The organism is Vibrio pacinii DSM 19139 (genome assembly GCF_000711795.1).
Taxonomy (GTDB): domain Bacteria; phylum Pseudomonadota; class Gammaproteobacteria; order Enterobacterales; family Vibrionaceae; genus Vibrio; species Vibrio pacinii.
The window spans coordinates 68,147-82,944 of the sequence record NZ_JONH01000012.1 but is presented as its reverse complement, the minus strand read 5'-3'; the positions used below and the strand labels follow the sequence as shown (position 1 = coordinate 82,944).

General features: G+C 43.5%; 15 protein-coding genes. 5 read left to right on the top strand and 10 right to left on the bottom strand.

Annotation, left to right across the window (positions count from 1 at the left end; translation table 11 throughout):
- Positions 1–45: 45 nt before the first annotated feature.
- The 4 genes from BS19_RS08545 to BS19_RS20690 all read right to left on the bottom strand — a co-directional run bounded on the left by BS19_RS08545 (position 46) and on the right by BS19_RS20690 (position 4,231).
- A complete protein-coding gene (locus BS19_RS08545; protein ID WP_038174650.1) occupies positions 46–894 on the bottom strand; it encodes a formate/nitrite transporter family protein in 849 nt (282 codons plus the stop codon).
- A gap of 127 nt (positions 895–1,021) precedes the next feature.
- Entirely contained in the window at positions 1,022–1,345 is a 324-nt protein-coding gene (nirD, locus tag BS19_RS08540; protein ID WP_038174649.1) for a nitrite reductase small subunit NirD, read from the bottom strand.
- 14 nt (positions 1,346–1,359) lie between these two features.
- A complete protein-coding gene (gene nirB / locus BS19_RS08535) occupies positions 1,360–3,915 on the bottom strand; it encodes a nitrite reductase large subunit NirB (RefSeq protein ID WP_038174648.1) in 2,556 nt (851 codons plus the stop codon).
- A gap of 190 nt (positions 3,916–4,105) precedes the next feature.
- Positions 4,106–4,231: a hypothetical protein gene (locus BS19_RS20690; protein WP_281170127.1), complete on the bottom strand. Its 126-nt coding sequence runs from the start codon at positions 4,229–4,231 to the stop codon at positions 4,106–4,108.
- Positions 4,232–4,438: 207 nt separating this feature from the next.
- Between BS19_RS20690 and BS19_RS08530 the strand changes: the two genes are divergently transcribed.
- Complete coding sequence (locus BS19_RS08530) at positions 4,439–5,476, top strand: GGDEF domain-containing protein (RefSeq protein WP_038174646.1); 1,038 nt, start codon at positions 4,439–4,441, stop codon at positions 5,474–5,476.
- A gap of 3 nt (positions 5,477–5,479) precedes the next feature.
- Here BS19_RS08530 and BS19_RS08525 read toward each other — a convergent pair whose 3' ends face one another.
- From BS19_RS08525 to BS19_RS08510, 4 genes are all read right to left on the bottom strand, one after another.
- On the bottom strand, positions 5,480–6,136 hold the full coding sequence (locus BS19_RS08525) for a DUF2726 domain-containing protein (RefSeq protein WP_038174645.1): 657 nt from the start codon (positions 6,134–6,136) through the stop codon (positions 5,480–5,482).
- Between the two features lie 72 nt (positions 6,137–6,208).
- Positions 6,209–7,015: a hypothetical protein gene (locus tag BS19_RS08520; RefSeq protein WP_038174644.1), complete on the bottom strand. Its 807-nt coding sequence runs from the start codon at positions 7,013–7,015 to the stop codon at positions 6,209–6,211.
- A 173-nt stretch (positions 7,016–7,188) separates the two neighbouring features.
- Positions 7,189–7,881, bottom strand: coding sequence for a response regulator (locus tag BS19_RS08515; protein ID WP_038174643.1), 693 nt, complete (start codon positions 7,879–7,881; stop codon positions 7,189–7,191).
- Complete coding sequence (locus BS19_RS08510; protein ID WP_038174641.1) at positions 7,878–9,497, bottom strand: ATP-binding protein; 1,620 nt, start codon at positions 9,495–9,497, stop codon at positions 7,878–7,880. Before BS19_RS08510 ends, BS19_RS08515 begins: the two co-directional genes overlap by 4 nt.
- 346 nt (positions 9,498–9,843) lie before the next feature.
- On the opposite strand from BS19_RS08510, the gene BS19_RS08505 reads away from it, so the two are divergent.
- Complete coding sequence (locus BS19_RS08505) at positions 9,844–10,068, top strand: hypothetical protein (protein WP_038174640.1); 225 nt, start codon at positions 9,844–9,846, stop codon at positions 10,066–10,068.
- 100 nt (positions 10,069–10,168) lie between these two features.
- Here the strand turns inward: BS19_RS08505 and BS19_RS08500 are convergent, their stop codons facing one another.
- Both BS19_RS08500 and BS19_RS08495 read right to left on the bottom strand, forming a co-directional pair.
- A complete protein-coding gene (locus tag BS19_RS08500; protein ID WP_038174639.1) occupies positions 10,169–10,945 on the bottom strand; it encodes an MBL fold metallo-hydrolase in 777 nt (258 codons plus the stop codon).
- 160 nt (positions 10,946–11,105) lie between these two features.
- Positions 11,106–11,978 (bottom strand): DMT family transporter, encoded by an 873-nt coding sequence (locus BS19_RS08495; RefSeq protein WP_038174638.1) that lies wholly within the window; start codon positions 11,976–11,978, stop codon positions 11,106–11,108.
- A 126-nt stretch (positions 11,979–12,104) separates the two neighbouring features.
- Here BS19_RS08495 and BS19_RS08490 point away from each other — a divergent pair, with 126 nt between their 5' ends.
- The 3 genes from BS19_RS08490 to BS19_RS08480 all read left to right on the top strand — a co-directional run bounded on the left by BS19_RS08490 (position 12,105) and on the right by BS19_RS08480 (position 14,780).
- On the top strand, positions 12,105–12,809 hold the full coding sequence (locus tag BS19_RS08490; protein ID WP_038174636.1) for a glycerophosphodiester phosphodiesterase family protein: 705 nt from the start codon (positions 12,105–12,107) through the stop codon (positions 12,807–12,809).
- 258 nt (positions 12,810–13,067) lie between these two features.
- Entirely contained in the window at positions 13,068–13,463 is a 396-nt protein-coding gene (locus BS19_RS08485; RefSeq protein ID WP_038174635.1) for a 50S ribosomal protein L7ae, read from the top strand.
- A gap of 213 nt (positions 13,464–13,676) precedes the next feature.
- Positions 13,677–14,780, top strand: a complete 1,104-nt coding sequence (locus BS19_RS08480) for a phosphoribosylaminoimidazolesuccinocarboxamide synthase (protein ID WP_038174634.1) — start codon at positions 13,677–13,679, stop codon at positions 14,778–14,780.
- Positions 14,781–14,798: the final 18 nt, after the last annotated feature.

Genomic DNA, 14,798 nt, shown 5'->3' with positions numbered 1-14,798 from the left:
ATTAAAACGGTCCCACCTAATCAAAGGCAGGACCATAATCAATGATTATTTAGCCATAGCAGGCTGCGCATTTACTTCTTGTTCAACATTGATAGAAGGCGCCGTTTTTGCGTGCGTTAGGTAAAGTGGAATACAAGTCATCACTAAGCCACCAACAATATTACCTAAAATGGTTGGGATTAAGTTGAAGTTCAACCACGTCGCGATACCGAAATCAGCGCCTAGCAACATGCCTAGTGGGAACAGGAACATGTTTACTACCGTGTGTTCAAACACGAGCGCGAAGAAGATAAAGATTGGGAACCACATCATCATCACACGACCTGCCACTGTGCGAGCCGTCATATTACCAATCACACCGAGACACACCATCAAGTTACAGAAGATAGCGCGTACAAAACAAGTGATCCAGCCGTCCATACCCATTGCCTCGAAGCCTGCGCTACGAGCAGTAGAGGCACCAATAAAGGTTTTCGCGACACCATTGAGTTCTTGCGTAAAGTTACCTGTTAATGAAACCGCAACAAGATAAGCGACCAACAATGAGCCAATTAGGTTACCAAGCCCCACTAAGCCCCAACAGCGAAAGATACGTCCCCAAGTGATACCTGGACATCCTTCAAATTTAGCTAACGGCGCAAGACCAAATACGCCGGTTACCAAGTCGTAGCCCATTACCGAGAGAATAACGAAACCCACTGGGAACACTAGTGCACCAACAAGCCCAATTCCTGTTTGAGTAATAGCTGTAATAGCCACCACAACCGCTAACGAAAGAATAACACCAGCCATAGTACCGCGCAGTAGAAGATCGCGAGCGCTGGTGTTTGTTTTCGCTTCACCAACATTGATCATGGTTTGCACGAATTCTGCAGGTTTAAAATCAGTAGACATGAATGTGTCCTTATCCAAAAGTGAAAGTTAAAAGTTGAAATCAAATAGTGAAAGGCTCGCGGTTTCTCCTGTCCCCCGATAGTGAAACAGCAAGCCTTTAAGCTATTTAATCTCGTTTAACGCCTGTCTAAGCAGCAACTTCAACAGTGCCTTTGACAACACGGACTTGGTAAGCCTTGACGTTGAATTGCTGGTCTTCCATGCACTCACCAGTAACAAGGTTAAAGCGCTGCTTCTTCAACGGGCTAGCTACCCATAGTTGCTGGTTATGTTCAACGATCAAACCACGTGATAGCACATTGGATTGATAGAAAGGATCTAGGTTGCTGATTGCAAACACCTGTTGCTCTTCACTCGGTCTGAAGATCGCGACCTGCTCACCTTCGATTAGAGCACACACACCAGTGCCTGGGATGATTGCGTCGATATTACATACTTTGGTAAATGCCATGATGATGCCCCTAATTAAACAAGTTCAACATGAAGGATATCGCCCTTCACATCTGGGTGTTTTTCAGTAAATGTTGCTGGGCGGTGCTGCGCACGCTCTGAAACAAAAACCACGTTGTCATCACGCTCATCCGAGTTGATGAAATGTGCAAAGCGCTTAAGCTGCGTCTCATCGTTGATGGTATCGGTCCACTCACAGCGGTACTCTTCGACAAGCTTAGCGACATCCGCTTCCAGTTGATCGTTAATACCAAGCTTGTTATTCACAATCACTTCGCGAAGGTAGTCAACGCCCCCTTCTAGGTTTTCCATCCATACCGATGTACGTTGCAGTGGTGCTGCGGTGCGAATGTAGAACATCATGAAACGGTCGACGTATTTGATTAAGGTCTCTTGGTCTAGATCGCTGGCTAACAAGTCTGCATGACGAGGCTTCATACCGCCGTTACCACACACATACATATTCCAGCCTGCATCAGTCGCGATAATACCTAAGTCTTTACCTTGCGCTTCTGCACACTCACGAGTACAGCCAGAAACACCAAACTTCATTTTATGCGGGGTACGAATACCTTTGTAACGGTTCTCGATCATTACGCCCAAACCAACCGAATCTTGTACCCCATAACGACACCAAGTGGAGCCAACACAAGTTTTCGCCATACGTAGTGCTTTCGCGTAAGCTTGACCCGTTTCATAACCTGCCGCGATAAGCTTTTTCCAAATCGCTGGCAAATCGTCTTTTTGCGCCCCAAACAAGCCAATACGCTGAGCGCCCGTCACCTTAGTGTAGAGTTTGTATTCGGCGGCAACTTCCGCCAATACTTTCAGCGCTTGCGGTGTCACTTCACCACCCGCCATACGCGGAATCACCGAGTAAGTGCCGTCTTTTTGCATGTTGCCAAGAAAGTTATCATTGGTGTCGTGCAGTTTGACCAGTTCAGGTTTGAGGATGTGCTCACCCCAGCATGAAGCTAAGATTGAACCTGCTAATGGCTTACACACTTCACAGCCGTAACCTGTGCCGTACTTCGCTAACAGCTCTTCAAAAGTCTTGATCTCTTCAATACGAATGAGGTGGAACAGTTCCTGACGTGAATAAGCAAAGTGCGCACAAACGTCGTTTTTCACTTCGACACCTGCTTTTGCAAGTTCAGCGTTGAGTACGGAAGTCACCAGCGGGATACAGCCACCACAACCCGTGCCCGCTCCCGTAACCGCTTTAATATCACCAATAGTATGGTGACCATCTGCAACGGCTTGAGCGATCTTGCCTTTGGTAACATCAAAACATGAGCAGATAACCGCAGTTTCTGGCAAAGCATCCGCACCTAGAGTCGGCTTCTCTGCGCCAGCATGCGCCGGTAGGATTAGTGTGTCGGGGTGCTCAGGCAACTCGATTTCATTAAGCATTAATTGCAACAAGTCACCATAATCGGAGGTATCACCAACCATTACAGCGCCAAGCAGCTTTTTATTATCTTGTGAAACAATCAGGCGCTTGTACACTTCCTGCTCTTCGTTTTGATACACATAACTTTTGCAACCTGGAGTGCGACCATTAGCATCACCGATAGAGCCAACCTTTACACCGAGTAATTTCAGTTTGGCTGACATATCAGCGCCTTCAAATTTACTCTCGTTACCAATCAGGTGATCGACGGCTACTGTCGCCATCTTGTAACCTGGCGCGACTAACCCATAAAATATCTTGTTCCAAGAAGCACACTCGCCGATTGCGTAAATGTTTTCATCGGTGGTTTGGCAAACATCGTTGATCTCAATACCACCGCGTGGCGCAATACCGAGTCCCATTTGACGAGCTAATTTATCTTGAGGACGAATGCCAGCAGAAAATACGATAAAATCGGTTTCAAGCTCGCTGCCATCGGCGAACCGCATCACATTGCGCGCATTATTACCTTCCGCTGCGATTTCAAGTGTGTTCTTGCTAGTATGAACCTTAACCCCCATGCGTTCGATTTTTTGGCGAAGCTGATCACCACCCGCTTGGTCAAGTTGCTCTGCCATCAATTTGGGCGCAAATTCAACCACGTGAGTTTCAACACCTAGAGCTTTCAATGCACCCGCAGCTTCTAAGCCTAACAGCCCGCCACCAATCACAACGCCGCTTTTACTGTTTTTCGCACAAGCTTCAATGACTTTTAAATCTTCAATCGTTCGATAAACAAAACAGTCTTTGCTCTCATTGCCCTTAATCGGTGGAACAAATGGGTAAGAACCTGTCGCTAAGATCAGCTTGTCGTATTGGATTTCACGACCAGTACTAGAGTAAACAATTTGCTTTTCTCGATTAATAGTAATCGCACGCTCACCCACCAGCACATTGATGCCATGTTTTGGGTAGAAGCCCTCTTTCACCAAAGAGAGTTCGTCAGCGGTATGGTGTGAAAAGTAAGAAGAGAGATGAACGCGATCATAAGCGACGCGAGGTTCTTCACAAAAAACGGTGATGTCGTATTGTGAAACATCGGTTTTATCAACGAGGTCTTCGAGATAGCGATGGCCCACCATTCCATTACCAACAACGACCAGCTTCAACTTGCTCATAGTACTTCCTAAGGGTTAGGTTCTTATATCTAGGTGCATTGTTGTTTGTGAAAGAAAATTAATACATGATGTAAATCAATTACAGTTTTAAACTACTCTAAAGGGGTAGATGAAAGGAATAGATTGATAAAAGTGTGCTTTTAGTACAAATTGAGTTAAAAGTTGTCAATTTGTAATAAATCATTAATCGCTAACCAAGAAGCTCACGGCAAGACACATTGCATGCAGCCGTTTCAGGTAAGTGGATTAATATCGAAACCATTTCGACTGGCCACATCTGATCGAGGTCAATATCAGCGACTGAATGTTCACACATGACACTTTCTCTGTTCTGAAACACAATCCCACATCATTTCATTAGCTTTTTAATGCGCGCCGCGAAAATCGGTTAATTTCTTGCTATTTTGTTTTTCATAGTGTGACACTGGTTCATTTATATCCTTGATTCCATCCGAAAAAAGCATAGTATAAATCGATATTCAAGCTTGAGCATATATTCTTCAATCTAACCAAGGCGACACGGATGGAGCTAGATATTTTCAATCCTTCACGGCAATTACGACGTGCGGTGCTGTTTTGGCTCAGTACTTTATTGGCCTGCTTAGCGCTCGCGATCACGATCTATAACCTTGTCGTGGGTCGACTCGATGGGATTAACGTCCTTCTGGCACTGTTCGGTTTATTTTCTATTTTCATCGCCCATTATGCATTTAAAGGTAACACCTCTAAGTTCACGGTTTCTTTATACGTTTATAGCTTAATCAGTGTCACTTACCTCACCACCGCTATGCTACCAATTGAGTTTGGAGTCATCATGTGGGCCTGCTTATTTCCTGCCGTGTTCTACCTTCTTTTAGGGCGACGTTTTGGTTTCATCGCGACATTTTTTGGCTTTACTCTGCAAATGAGTATCATCGCAAACCTGTTTTTTTCTAATGGGTTAAGTCACTATTTACCACTTGTTGGGAACTTCATTTTTGCCTTTGTTTCAATTTGGATCATCGCGCATGTTATTGAAGTTAAGCGACGTTTATCAGAATCTTCATTAGGCCAACTGGCATCCAGAGACGCATTGACAGGTGTCTATAATCGTCATGCTTTAATGCACAACTTTGAACGTTATCGAAAAGAGAGTCGTAAGCTGCCTTTGTCTCTACTTGTCCTCGATTTAGACTACTTCAAAGCAGTGAATGACGAACATGGCCACGACGTCGGTGACAAGGTCTTGACTGAAACCGCAGCACTCATTGACTCACTGAGTGATGAACATTTGGTGTATCGAATTGGCGGAGAAGAGTTTTGCGTCGCACTACATAACTGTGATGTTACAAGCGCTCAGGAAAAAGCTGAATGCATTCGCGGCGCCATTGAGAAATCGTCATTCAATAGTGTGTCTGAACCAATATCACTTACGGCAAGTATTGGTGTTTATCAATGCGACCATTACGCGAATCTTGAATCGGTATTAAAAGAAGCCGATAAAGAGCTCTATCGGGCAAAAAAAAATGGCCGCAACCAAGTCATGGTATGCAGCCAATCTTCTGTAATCAGTTTCTCTTAACTGTTACTCATCGTCTTCAAATACGACATTGTAATTTTCGGTATACGTACAATGCGGCTGACGGCTACAGGTAAAGAAACGTCTTCCTTTATGCTCTCCCTGATACGCAATTTTAATCGTCATCGGACTTCCACAGCGTTTACAAAAACGCACCTCTTTATCAGGCTCGATCAAGTCAATATGCGCAGCCAATAGACGACGTAAACGCCCTACTTGGTAGCTGTGTTTAATATTGGTACCAATCAACGGGATATTTGCTGACTTACACACGTGCAGTAATAACTTTTGACGCTCAAGCTTACCTTTGTCGAGCTCTTTACCATTGTCGAGTTCAATGGCAACACGTACTTCCATAGTTCGAGGGTCACAGACCACATAATCAAAGTAGCTTTTAGCAATTCGGTTATTGGCGATAAACCATTGTTTTTTTTCTGTTGAAACGGGCGCCAATACATTGGCCATATTCACTTTGCTCATTACCACACCGTGATGACCCACAGCAGCAATCAAAGCGTTATAAAAGGCTGATTCTTTTGCATTAAGTAACGGCCCCTTTCTTTTATAGTGGTTGTCCTTGAGCTCATCTTGCTTCAAAAACCGCTTTTGCACTACCACAAAAAAGATGACCAAAATGCCAACGACAATAAAAACACTTTCCATTGGGCTAAAACTGACCTTAAATGAATCACATACATCAATTATTCGAGTTTACACCCAGACAGCAAGCCTGAGTTAATGTTTTTGAGAGACCGGAGAGGGTAGATCGAGATTTATCACAACTCGCTGCTCTGGTTGCAATGTTTTAAAGCTCTCACCCCAGTATTTAACAACCAATTGATCAATCAATCCGTCTTGCTGCGCGCGCAGCAGCGCTTGCTCTAAAACGGGTTTATACTTGGCCATTTGAGGGGACAAATAAAATTTAAAATCGCGCTGATAAACGAGCATAAGGTGCTTTTCAATCGATAAATGGGGATTCTGCGCCGCTTCAAGACCGATTTCGTTTAGACCACGAGGAAAGTAATTCACCGGTCCTTTTTCGGTCAAATTCCAATATAACGAGCGCCACTCACCATCTTGCTGATAAACAGGCAATGAATTGAAATTCCATACATCGACATCAAACCAATTGATGCCAAGACCTGCAACCAATTTAGAATCTCTCAAAGATTGAAGGCTATCGATTTTGTCAAATTGACTTTGCAAGCCTGGCGGAATCAATAGCAAACGCTTACCAATCCATCCATTGGTTAACGCTACATTAACCGATGTATACTCAGCATCTCGCTCCGGTGTCGCGATCAACCAAGTTAAACTGAGTTGATCACTTTTAACCATTTTTACCACTCTCTTTTGTGGTATATGCTCGCTCGGAACGATAATTTCGACCGAATACCCTTCACGAGTTAGCGCTTGATAAAGTAATTCATGGTAAAAAGCATGGCCATTATCAAGTTGAGAGGCGAGTGTTAGTGTCAATGAATCTTTAGCAAAGCTATGCATCGCGACAAGACTAAGAAGTATGCTCCAAAGCTTCATTTACTTTCCTTTTAGCGACCTACTCAGTTTGTCCAACTAATACATTGCACAATAAAGCAGCAATGATTGTTTAGCGTTACAGCGCCTTTAATAACATAAACAACCACATTTATTGACCATTCACTTAATAATGTAGGAGCGCTTTGCGCAATCGTCCAGTCTTCTATCGTTCGTTATTGACTGTAAACGGATTTTCGATAGGTACGTTCAGGGCGACCTACACTACCATAACTAAGATCTGCTTCTAATTGACCGCTACTAATTAAGTACTCTAAATAACGTCTTGCCGTCGTTCGGCTTGCTCCAATTTTTTCTCCCGCTTCATCGGCAGTCAAACTTTCGTGATCATTAAATAATGCTTGGATTTTCTCTAGGGTGACGCTATCAATTCCTTTGGGTAATCGGTTTTTCGCGACCTCAGGGCCATCATTGGAGCGTAACATTTTATCGACAATCGACTGGTCTAGGTCGTTAGTATGGTTAAATTGAAGTTTCTGTGCATTGTACTTCTTTAACGCAGCCTCCAAGCGAGAAAACACGACGGGCTTTAATAAGTAATCAACGACACCACCACGCATTGCCTGCTGAAGCGTATCGACATCTCTTGCGGCAGTGATCAAAATCACGTCGCAACTGAGACTTTTTGCGCGTAACGCATTGAGTAACTCAAGTCCGGTTCCATCCGGAAGATAGACATCAAGCAACAATAAATCAGGCTCAAAAATATCGAGTTGCATTTGCGCTTCCAGCTTACTAGTTGCAATACCGATCACCTGGTAACCGCCCATCTGTTCTAAATAGCGTTGATGCAGTTGAGCAATTGCCTGATCATCTTCGATGATCATCACTTGAGTCACACCATTCATATCTGTTTTTCCTTAGGCAAATACACCGCCATTCTCGCTCCATACTGCTTATTATTAGCCATCTCTAATTCACCATGATAACGAATCGCAAGTTGGTTGGTGAGATACAAGCCGACACCACGCATGGTTGAGCCTTTACTTGAGACCCCTCGCTTCACTAAGGCTTGCAAACTCAATTCATCAGGCAGTCCGCATCCTTGATCAATGACTTCTAAAATAACTTCATTACCAAAATCGCTAATCGATACTTCAATAACGCGGCGACTAAGTGGAAAGTACTTATCCTTATTAATTTCATCCCGAACCGCATCAAACGCGTTGTCAATCAAATTGCCTAATATAGTGACAACATCTTCTGGATTGATTTGCTCAGGTAATGGCTCTAAACGTGAGCCCTCTTCAACAACCAGTTCAAGGCCCAACTCACGTGCTCGCTCTGTTTTACCAAGTAACATTCCTGCGATTAAGGGCTCTTTTATTGTTTCACGTAAAAATTCGATTAAGGCTTGGTAATGCGCAGTTTCTTGGCCAATCAAATGCTGGACGGCCTCAAGTTCACCCATTTGGACCATCCCACTGATCGTATTGAGTTTGTTTCGATGTTCATGAGTTTGTGAACGTAACATCTCAGCGTACTCTTTGGTCTTAGCCAGTTGTTCAGTTAACTCTGTTAAATCATCTTTAAGACGAAAACTGGATACCGCTCCAACCACTTTCCCTTCAACAATAATGGGGCTACGGTTGGCAATTAAGCGTTTTTTGTTAAGGTATAAATTGATGTCGTGATCGGTACGTGCAGTTTGCAATACTGTGTGTAAATCGCTGTCGGGTAGCACTTCATTGAGCGGTTGATTGAGGCATTGCTCTTTCACTAACTCTAAGATGTTACAGGCACTTCTGTTAATCGAACGCAGCTTTCCCTTGTCATCAATAGTTAAAATTCCTTCTTTAAGCGTTTCCATTGTGACGTCTAGCTCGACATATAGACGGCCGATTTCTTCAGGTTCAAACCCCAATATTGCTCGCTGAAATCGACGTGAAGCATAACTAGAGATGACTGCATTTGCCCCAACAACCATGAACGCCATTAAAATCAAATAAGTAAGATAAGGTTCAATTCTATCTTGCAGTCGGTCAATTAAATACCCAACTGATACCACGCCAATGATGTCACCTTGCTGATTGAAAACCGCCGATTTCCCTCGCACTGAGTAACCGAGCGATCCTTTGGCGAACGAAATATAAGCTTCGCCATCAATCAAAGCTCGTTCATTATCTCCGCCTTTCATCGGTTTACCCAAGCGTTGGTCAAGAGGATGAATAAGACGCATACCTTGGTTATCACCAACCACAATAAAAGCAGCACCAATCAAGGTGGTGAGATCTCTAAACCGCTGCTGACTCGCTGGCGTCGTACCACTTTCGATTATTTGCACAACGTACGGAGATTGAGCCAAAAAAGAGGCAACGCCGAGTGCTTTATGGCCGATTTCATCTTCTTGCGCTTGTTTAATGTAGATAAAACCTGCGGCAACTAAAATCAAAAGCTCAATCAGCCCAGATAGTGTCATGATGATCAGCATTCTTTTACGAAAACTGACACTGCTCCATTTCATACTCTCTCCCTACTTTCGCGCCAGAATAACATCCTGCTAACAAGCAACCGAGTAGTGTCAGAACAAACTGTGAAGCCTACAAGGAATTCGCGCTCTCTTTGATTACTAAAAAAGCACTCAGCAAAGGGCAAACGATTGCAATCATTACTAATCACAAAATCATCCTTAACTCCGCCATTTCCTTTGATTTAGATCAAAGGAAGTGGCGGTTATTTTTCGTACGAAAGCATCCATTCGGTTGTATAATTATTAGGCACGCATAGAGTGTGCGTTGATACACGGCCAGTCAGACTTAACAATAAAACAACATAAAAAGTCGACTGAACAAATGTCAGAGGGAAAGACAATGAAACGTGACGTTTTTGGTATTTGTTTGTCGAAAAATATGCTGTCAAACAACCTAGCCAGTACATTTACCCACGTCAGAGCTTATGAAAAACCAAATGGAAGCGACGACCTTGTTGTCATGCGCGCTTTTCCACAGATGTCAGGGCAAGAAGTACTCAGCAATATGCACGAGTCAAACCGCTTATTCTGGCGCGCCGAGTTTGTCTGTATGGACAACAAATGATCATTGGTTAAATACAAAGCACGACGTTTATTTTTGCTTCACTGCTGTTGCCGTAAACAACAGCAGTGATTTCTCTGTGTAAATCGTTTACGAGTTTCAATTAATGGGATTTCGTGACACCCACCGCTAGCAAAGCGCCAACTAAACTTCTCGCTTTTACTTTAATCGCTCGCCAGTGTGTCGCGGGTGTTCTTGGCGCCGTTGATATAAGGTGCTGATAGACTTCATGACTCAAAGCCACCTGCCCTCCGTGCGCGACCAACAGAACTTTAGGCGCTAAGTTGTAGACGCGTTTTAAGGACGCTTTATATTGATTCGGATAGAATACAGGGAAAGGTGCCACCAGTTTTTGTTTCACCTCAACCATGAGATCCGCCACATACAGTATTTGCTGCTGCGGATGATATAGCGACAGATCTCTATCTGTATGTCCCGGAGTTTCTAATACCGTCCAATCTAAAAAGTTAGGTATTGGCTCGCCATCCGATAAGACGATATCCGGTCGTAGTTTACGTGAGTACCACAGATTTCGTTTTGGTTTACGTTTACGCTGCGCAACCCAGCGTGCCAAAGCAATATCGGTAAGATGCATTAATGCCCCATCCACACCGGAATACCAATCTCGACTGCGTTTCGCCGAAATAATTTTGCATCCCGTGAGAGTGCGCAGTTTATGCGCGGCACCAGCATGGTCAGGATGCATATGAGTCACCACTACTGCGGTCAGGCTAGAGAATGGTCTTTGCAGTTGGTGGACAATAAAATGCTTTAGGTAAGGGATATCCGCTCGCGACGCTCCATCCAAAAGCAGTAATTTATCTGGGTATTCCGCTAAATAGAGAGTCTGGATGTATCCATCAAGAGCGTGAATCTTCATGCTTGACGTCCGTTTTAACAATTTCACAACAAATGACTTTAGCAGGGATTGCCTGGCAAGAAAGAGTAATCACTCTAATTTGTGACTTAGTTGTGTTTATGTTGTGTCGCAATGCTAAGCTGTGTCAAAACCCCGACTTGTTTAAACGATACACCACTGACTAATTCTTTACTTTAAACAGTCGACCATCGGTACGATAAAAGATCAGCGCCAACAAAATTAAGGCACAACCAATCAGTTTGTTACCTGAGAGTTGCTCTCCGTACCAAGCAATACTCAAAATAACCGTCCAAATAGGCTCCAACAACATAATCAAAGCGGCGTTTGCTGGGTTGCAGCCTTTTTGTCCTAGCGTTTGCATCACATACCTTAAACTCGTAGCCAAAATCGCGCTTAATGCAAACCACCCCCAAATAGAATCGTCGATGTGTTGTGGAAACGTTTCGAATAATAACGATGCAGCCAAAGCAATAACGCCGGTGGTAAAGAGCTGAATACAGGTGAGCAATAAAACCGGGAGTTGCTGTGCAAGCTTACTATTGATGTTGAAATGAAGCGCTAACAGGAAAGCATTGGCCAGAAACCATAATTGACCTGAGGAGCTATTCCAGCCTTCGGTTAGTGAAAGCATCGCTAGACCTGAAACCGCAATAGGCATGGAGAGCCAAAACGCCCGTTTTGGCCTATCTTTAAACAACAGCCAAGCAATGATCGGCACAATAATCATCGATAGGCTGACAATAAATGCCCCCTCGCCTAAAGTTTCACTTATTGAAATTGCATACACCCAACTTAGCAGCGCCAACGCCAAAATCGCACCGCCCCCGAGAGCCTGCATAACTAACTTGACATTCAGTTGATTGAAAAACTTAATTGAGAATGGCAACAAACAGATCGAAGCGACGAGAAAACGCAAACCAACAAAGCCAAAAGGTGGTAAACCTTGAATTGCTTGTTTAGAAAATATCCAGCCTAAACCAGCCAACGCTGTGGTCGCTATCAAGATCCATGTTGCTTTTTGTTCCGCGTTCAATTTATATCTCGTTGATTATTGTTTTGTTCATTATCACTTGATAGTGTCAGATCTTGGCGTCGCTGGCTACGTAAACTGTGCTGGAAAAGCGGCAAGCAAAATCGCTTACTATCGAGAAATGCATTGATGATTATTGTTGGACACCGTGGCGTTGCTGGCCACTATCCCGAGAATACACGCGTAAGTATTATGGCAGCAATTGACTTGGGCTTGGAGTGGGTCGAAGTTGATATTCAGCCGACTAAAGATCACCAGCTTGTCGTTTGTCATGACCACACCATTAATCGTTGTAGTAATGGTCATGGCCGTGTTGATCAACACACACTAAAGGAACTTAAACAATTGGATTTTGGCGATTGGTTTGATAAGAGATTTACTGGCGAGCGTATTATGACGCTGGGTGAATTACTTAATCTCTCTAAATTACATCGATTGAAGTTAAACTTAGAAATTAAAGTCGACAAGCATGATGCCAAATTTGTCTGTCAACTGCTTACCGATGTATTGCATCAAGAAAACGTCACAACCGACAACATAATCTTATCGAGCTTTGATCCTGATGTGATGCGTCAGTTACATCAAATGCTACCGCAGTATCGACGCGCAGTTTTGTGTGGCCGAGTTTCACACAAGGTGTATGCATTGTTAGCCGAAGTGGCGGCCTTTAGCTGTAATATTGATCATCGTTGGACTAGCAAGCAGCAGATTGCAAAACTTCAATCACTCGGTTATAAAGTTTGGAGTTACACAGTAAACAACCCGCACCGTGTAAAATATTTATCGAATCTTGATGCCTTGTTTAGCGACTATCCGCAGCGCTTTGTAAAATAACCGTCCGTATACCTCTGCCATACAGAACGACTGTATGGCTCTACATTCACACTCGTGATATTTGTCACATTATCTAATCTTCGCCCTCATTCTTTCCTCAAAAGCAAATTAAATAAATTATTTAAAAATCAGATAGATAATTAAATTCATTGTTTTTCAATACAAAATTATGCTCAAAAGTTGCACCAAAAAGTCTTGATAAATTTCCGCGCCCAAACTACTGTATAAGCATACAGCATGCACAAAGGAACAGTAATCATGATTCAGGCACAGACTACAGCTCGCACTTTTTCAAAATACAATGTTCTTGCTCAACCGACGCAGCCAATGAATATCGATCCACTGACACTGAGTCGCTTAGCGGGTCTTTCAAATCAAAAGCAGTGGATCTTATTTACTGCCGAATGCCCTCGCCCTGATTATAGTCAACTGGCATCCTCGCGTATTAGCTGTAAAAAAATTATTCACATGAAGGCTTCTCAAAAACAATCCGAATTTGAAATCGTCATGAAAGCCATACAGTCAAAAAATGCGAGCGCGGTTATTGCTTCAAACAAAATTCCACTAGCAGAACAAAGCTTACTCTGCGATCTCGCCGTTCAATGCCAGTGTGAAGTGTTCTTTGTTGAGGGCAAAACTAATCAGTACCACTAATTAAGCACAGCAATCATAGACGGTCGTACACCCCTTCATTCGAGGGGTTTTCTTTTCTATCCCAACCAATAAATCATGATTCGACTCTAATAAGAAAAAATAAGCAAACGTTTGCTTTTTAACTGGCAGAGCAAAATAGTTCTGGTATCATGCGGGGCAAATAAATTATCTGACTCTGATAATTTCCATGTTGCTTAAGATAGGAATGTCTAAATGAATCTCGCAGATCAAGTACTCGCTGTAAACGACGATCTACCCATTCGTACAGATAAACCCGTTCATAGCGGTAAAGTCCGCTCTGTGTATTGGTTAACCGAGCAAGACAGTAAACGTCTGATCAAAGAAAAAGGCTACGACGTCGCCGAAGATGCGCCGTTGGCGATTATGGTGATCAGTGACCGAATCTCTGCATTTGACTGCATTTGGCATGCCGAGGGTGGCCTAAAAGGCGTTCCGGGTAAAGGCGCTGCACTCAATGCGATTTCAAATCACTGGTTCAGCCTATTTCAGCAACACGGTTTAGCAGACAGTCACATCTTAGATATTCCCCACCCTTTTGTCTGGATTGTACAAAAAGCAAAACCAATCATGATTGAGGCGATTTGTCGTCAATACATTACTGGTTCAATGTGGCGCGCCTATGCAAACGGCGAACGTAATTTCTGTGGCATTGAGCTTCCAGAAGGTTTAGAAAAAGATAAGCCACTGCCCGAACTGCTGATGACCCCTTCAACCAAAGGCATTTTACGCGGTATTCCTGGGGTTCCTGAAGCCGATGATGTCAACATTACTCGCCAAAACATTGAAGAAAACTACGCTGCATTTAATTTTTCTAAAGCCGAAGATATTGCCCAATACGAAAAGTTATTGCGAGAAGGTTTCGTTCTAATCAGCAATGCGCTGGCAGAAATTGACCAAATCTTCGTCGATACAAAATTCGAGTTTGGTTATGTCACCGACTCAGCTGGTAATGAAAAGCTAATTTACATGGATGAAGTTGGCACGCCTGACTCATCACGTCTCTGGGATGAAAATGAGTATAATGCAGGCAAGATTGTCGAGAACTCTAAAGAAGGCTTCCGCCAGTTTTTGCTTAACTATTTCCCAGATCCAGACATCTTGCTCAATAAAGAGCGAATGGCCGAACGTGAAGCACTGGCTCGCGACAATGCCCTACCGACAGACGCTTTAATGGATATCTCAACAACTTACCTTGGTATCGCAGAGAAAATAACCGGACGGTCAATCGCACTCAGCACCAATCCGAAGCAAGAGATTATCGATATTCTCGCCCGTGACTACGGACTCATTGATTAATTAAAAATAGAAGCCTCA

What these genes read in the sequence shown, in the direction of transcription:
- BS19_RS08545 (WP_038174650.1), bottom strand. Translation starts at nt 894, where the DNA reads ATGTCTACTGATTTTAAACCTGCAGAATTCGTGCAAACCATGATCAAT.
- nirD (WP_038174649.1), bottom strand. Translation starts at nt 1,345, where the DNA reads ATGGCATTTACCAAAGTATGTAATATCGACGCAATCATCCCAGGCACT.
- nirB (WP_038174648.1), bottom strand. Translation starts at nt 3,915, where the DNA reads ATGAGCAAGTTGAAGCTGGTCGTTGTTGGTAATGGAATGGTGGGCCAT.
- BS19_RS20690 (WP_281170127.1), bottom strand. Translation starts at nt 4,231, where the DNA reads ATGTGTGAACATTCAGTCGCTGATATTGACCTCGATCAGATGTGGCCA.
- BS19_RS08530 (WP_038174646.1), top strand. Translation starts at nt 4,439, where the DNA reads ATGGAGCTAGATATTTTCAATCCTTCACGGCAATTACGACGTGCGGTG.
- BS19_RS08525 (WP_038174645.1), bottom strand. Translation starts at nt 6,136, where the DNA reads ATGGAAAGTGTTTTTATTGTCGTTGGCATTTTGGTCATCTTTTTTGTG.
- BS19_RS08520 (WP_038174644.1), bottom strand. Translation starts at nt 7,015, where the DNA reads ATGAAGCTTTGGAGCATACTTCTTAGTCTTGTCGCGATGCATAGCTTT.
- BS19_RS08515 (WP_038174643.1), bottom strand. Translation starts at nt 7,881, where the DNA reads ATGAATGGTGTGACTCAAGTGATGATCATCGAAGATGATCAGGCAATT.
- BS19_RS08510 (WP_038174641.1), bottom strand. Translation starts at nt 9,497, where the DNA reads ATGAAATGGAGCAGTGTCAGTTTTCGTAAAAGAATGCTGATCATCATG.
- BS19_RS08505 (WP_038174640.1), top strand. Translation starts at nt 9,844, where the DNA reads ATGAAACGTGACGTTTTTGGTATTTGTTTGTCGAAAAATATGCTGTCA.
- BS19_RS08500 (WP_038174639.1), bottom strand. Translation starts at nt 10,945, where the DNA reads ATGAAGATTCACGCTCTTGATGGATACATCCAGACTCTCTATTTAGCG.
- BS19_RS08490 (WP_038174636.1), top strand. Translation starts at nt 12,105, where the DNA reads ATGATTATTGTTGGACACCGTGGCGTTGCTGGCCACTATCCCGAGAAT.
- BS19_RS08485 (WP_038174635.1), top strand. Translation starts at nt 13,068, where the DNA reads ATGATTCAGGCACAGACTACAGCTCGCACTTTTTCAAAATACAATGTT.
- BS19_RS08480 (WP_038174634.1), top strand. Translation starts at nt 13,677, where the DNA reads ATGAATCTCGCAGATCAAGTACTCGCTGTAAACGACGATCTACCCATT.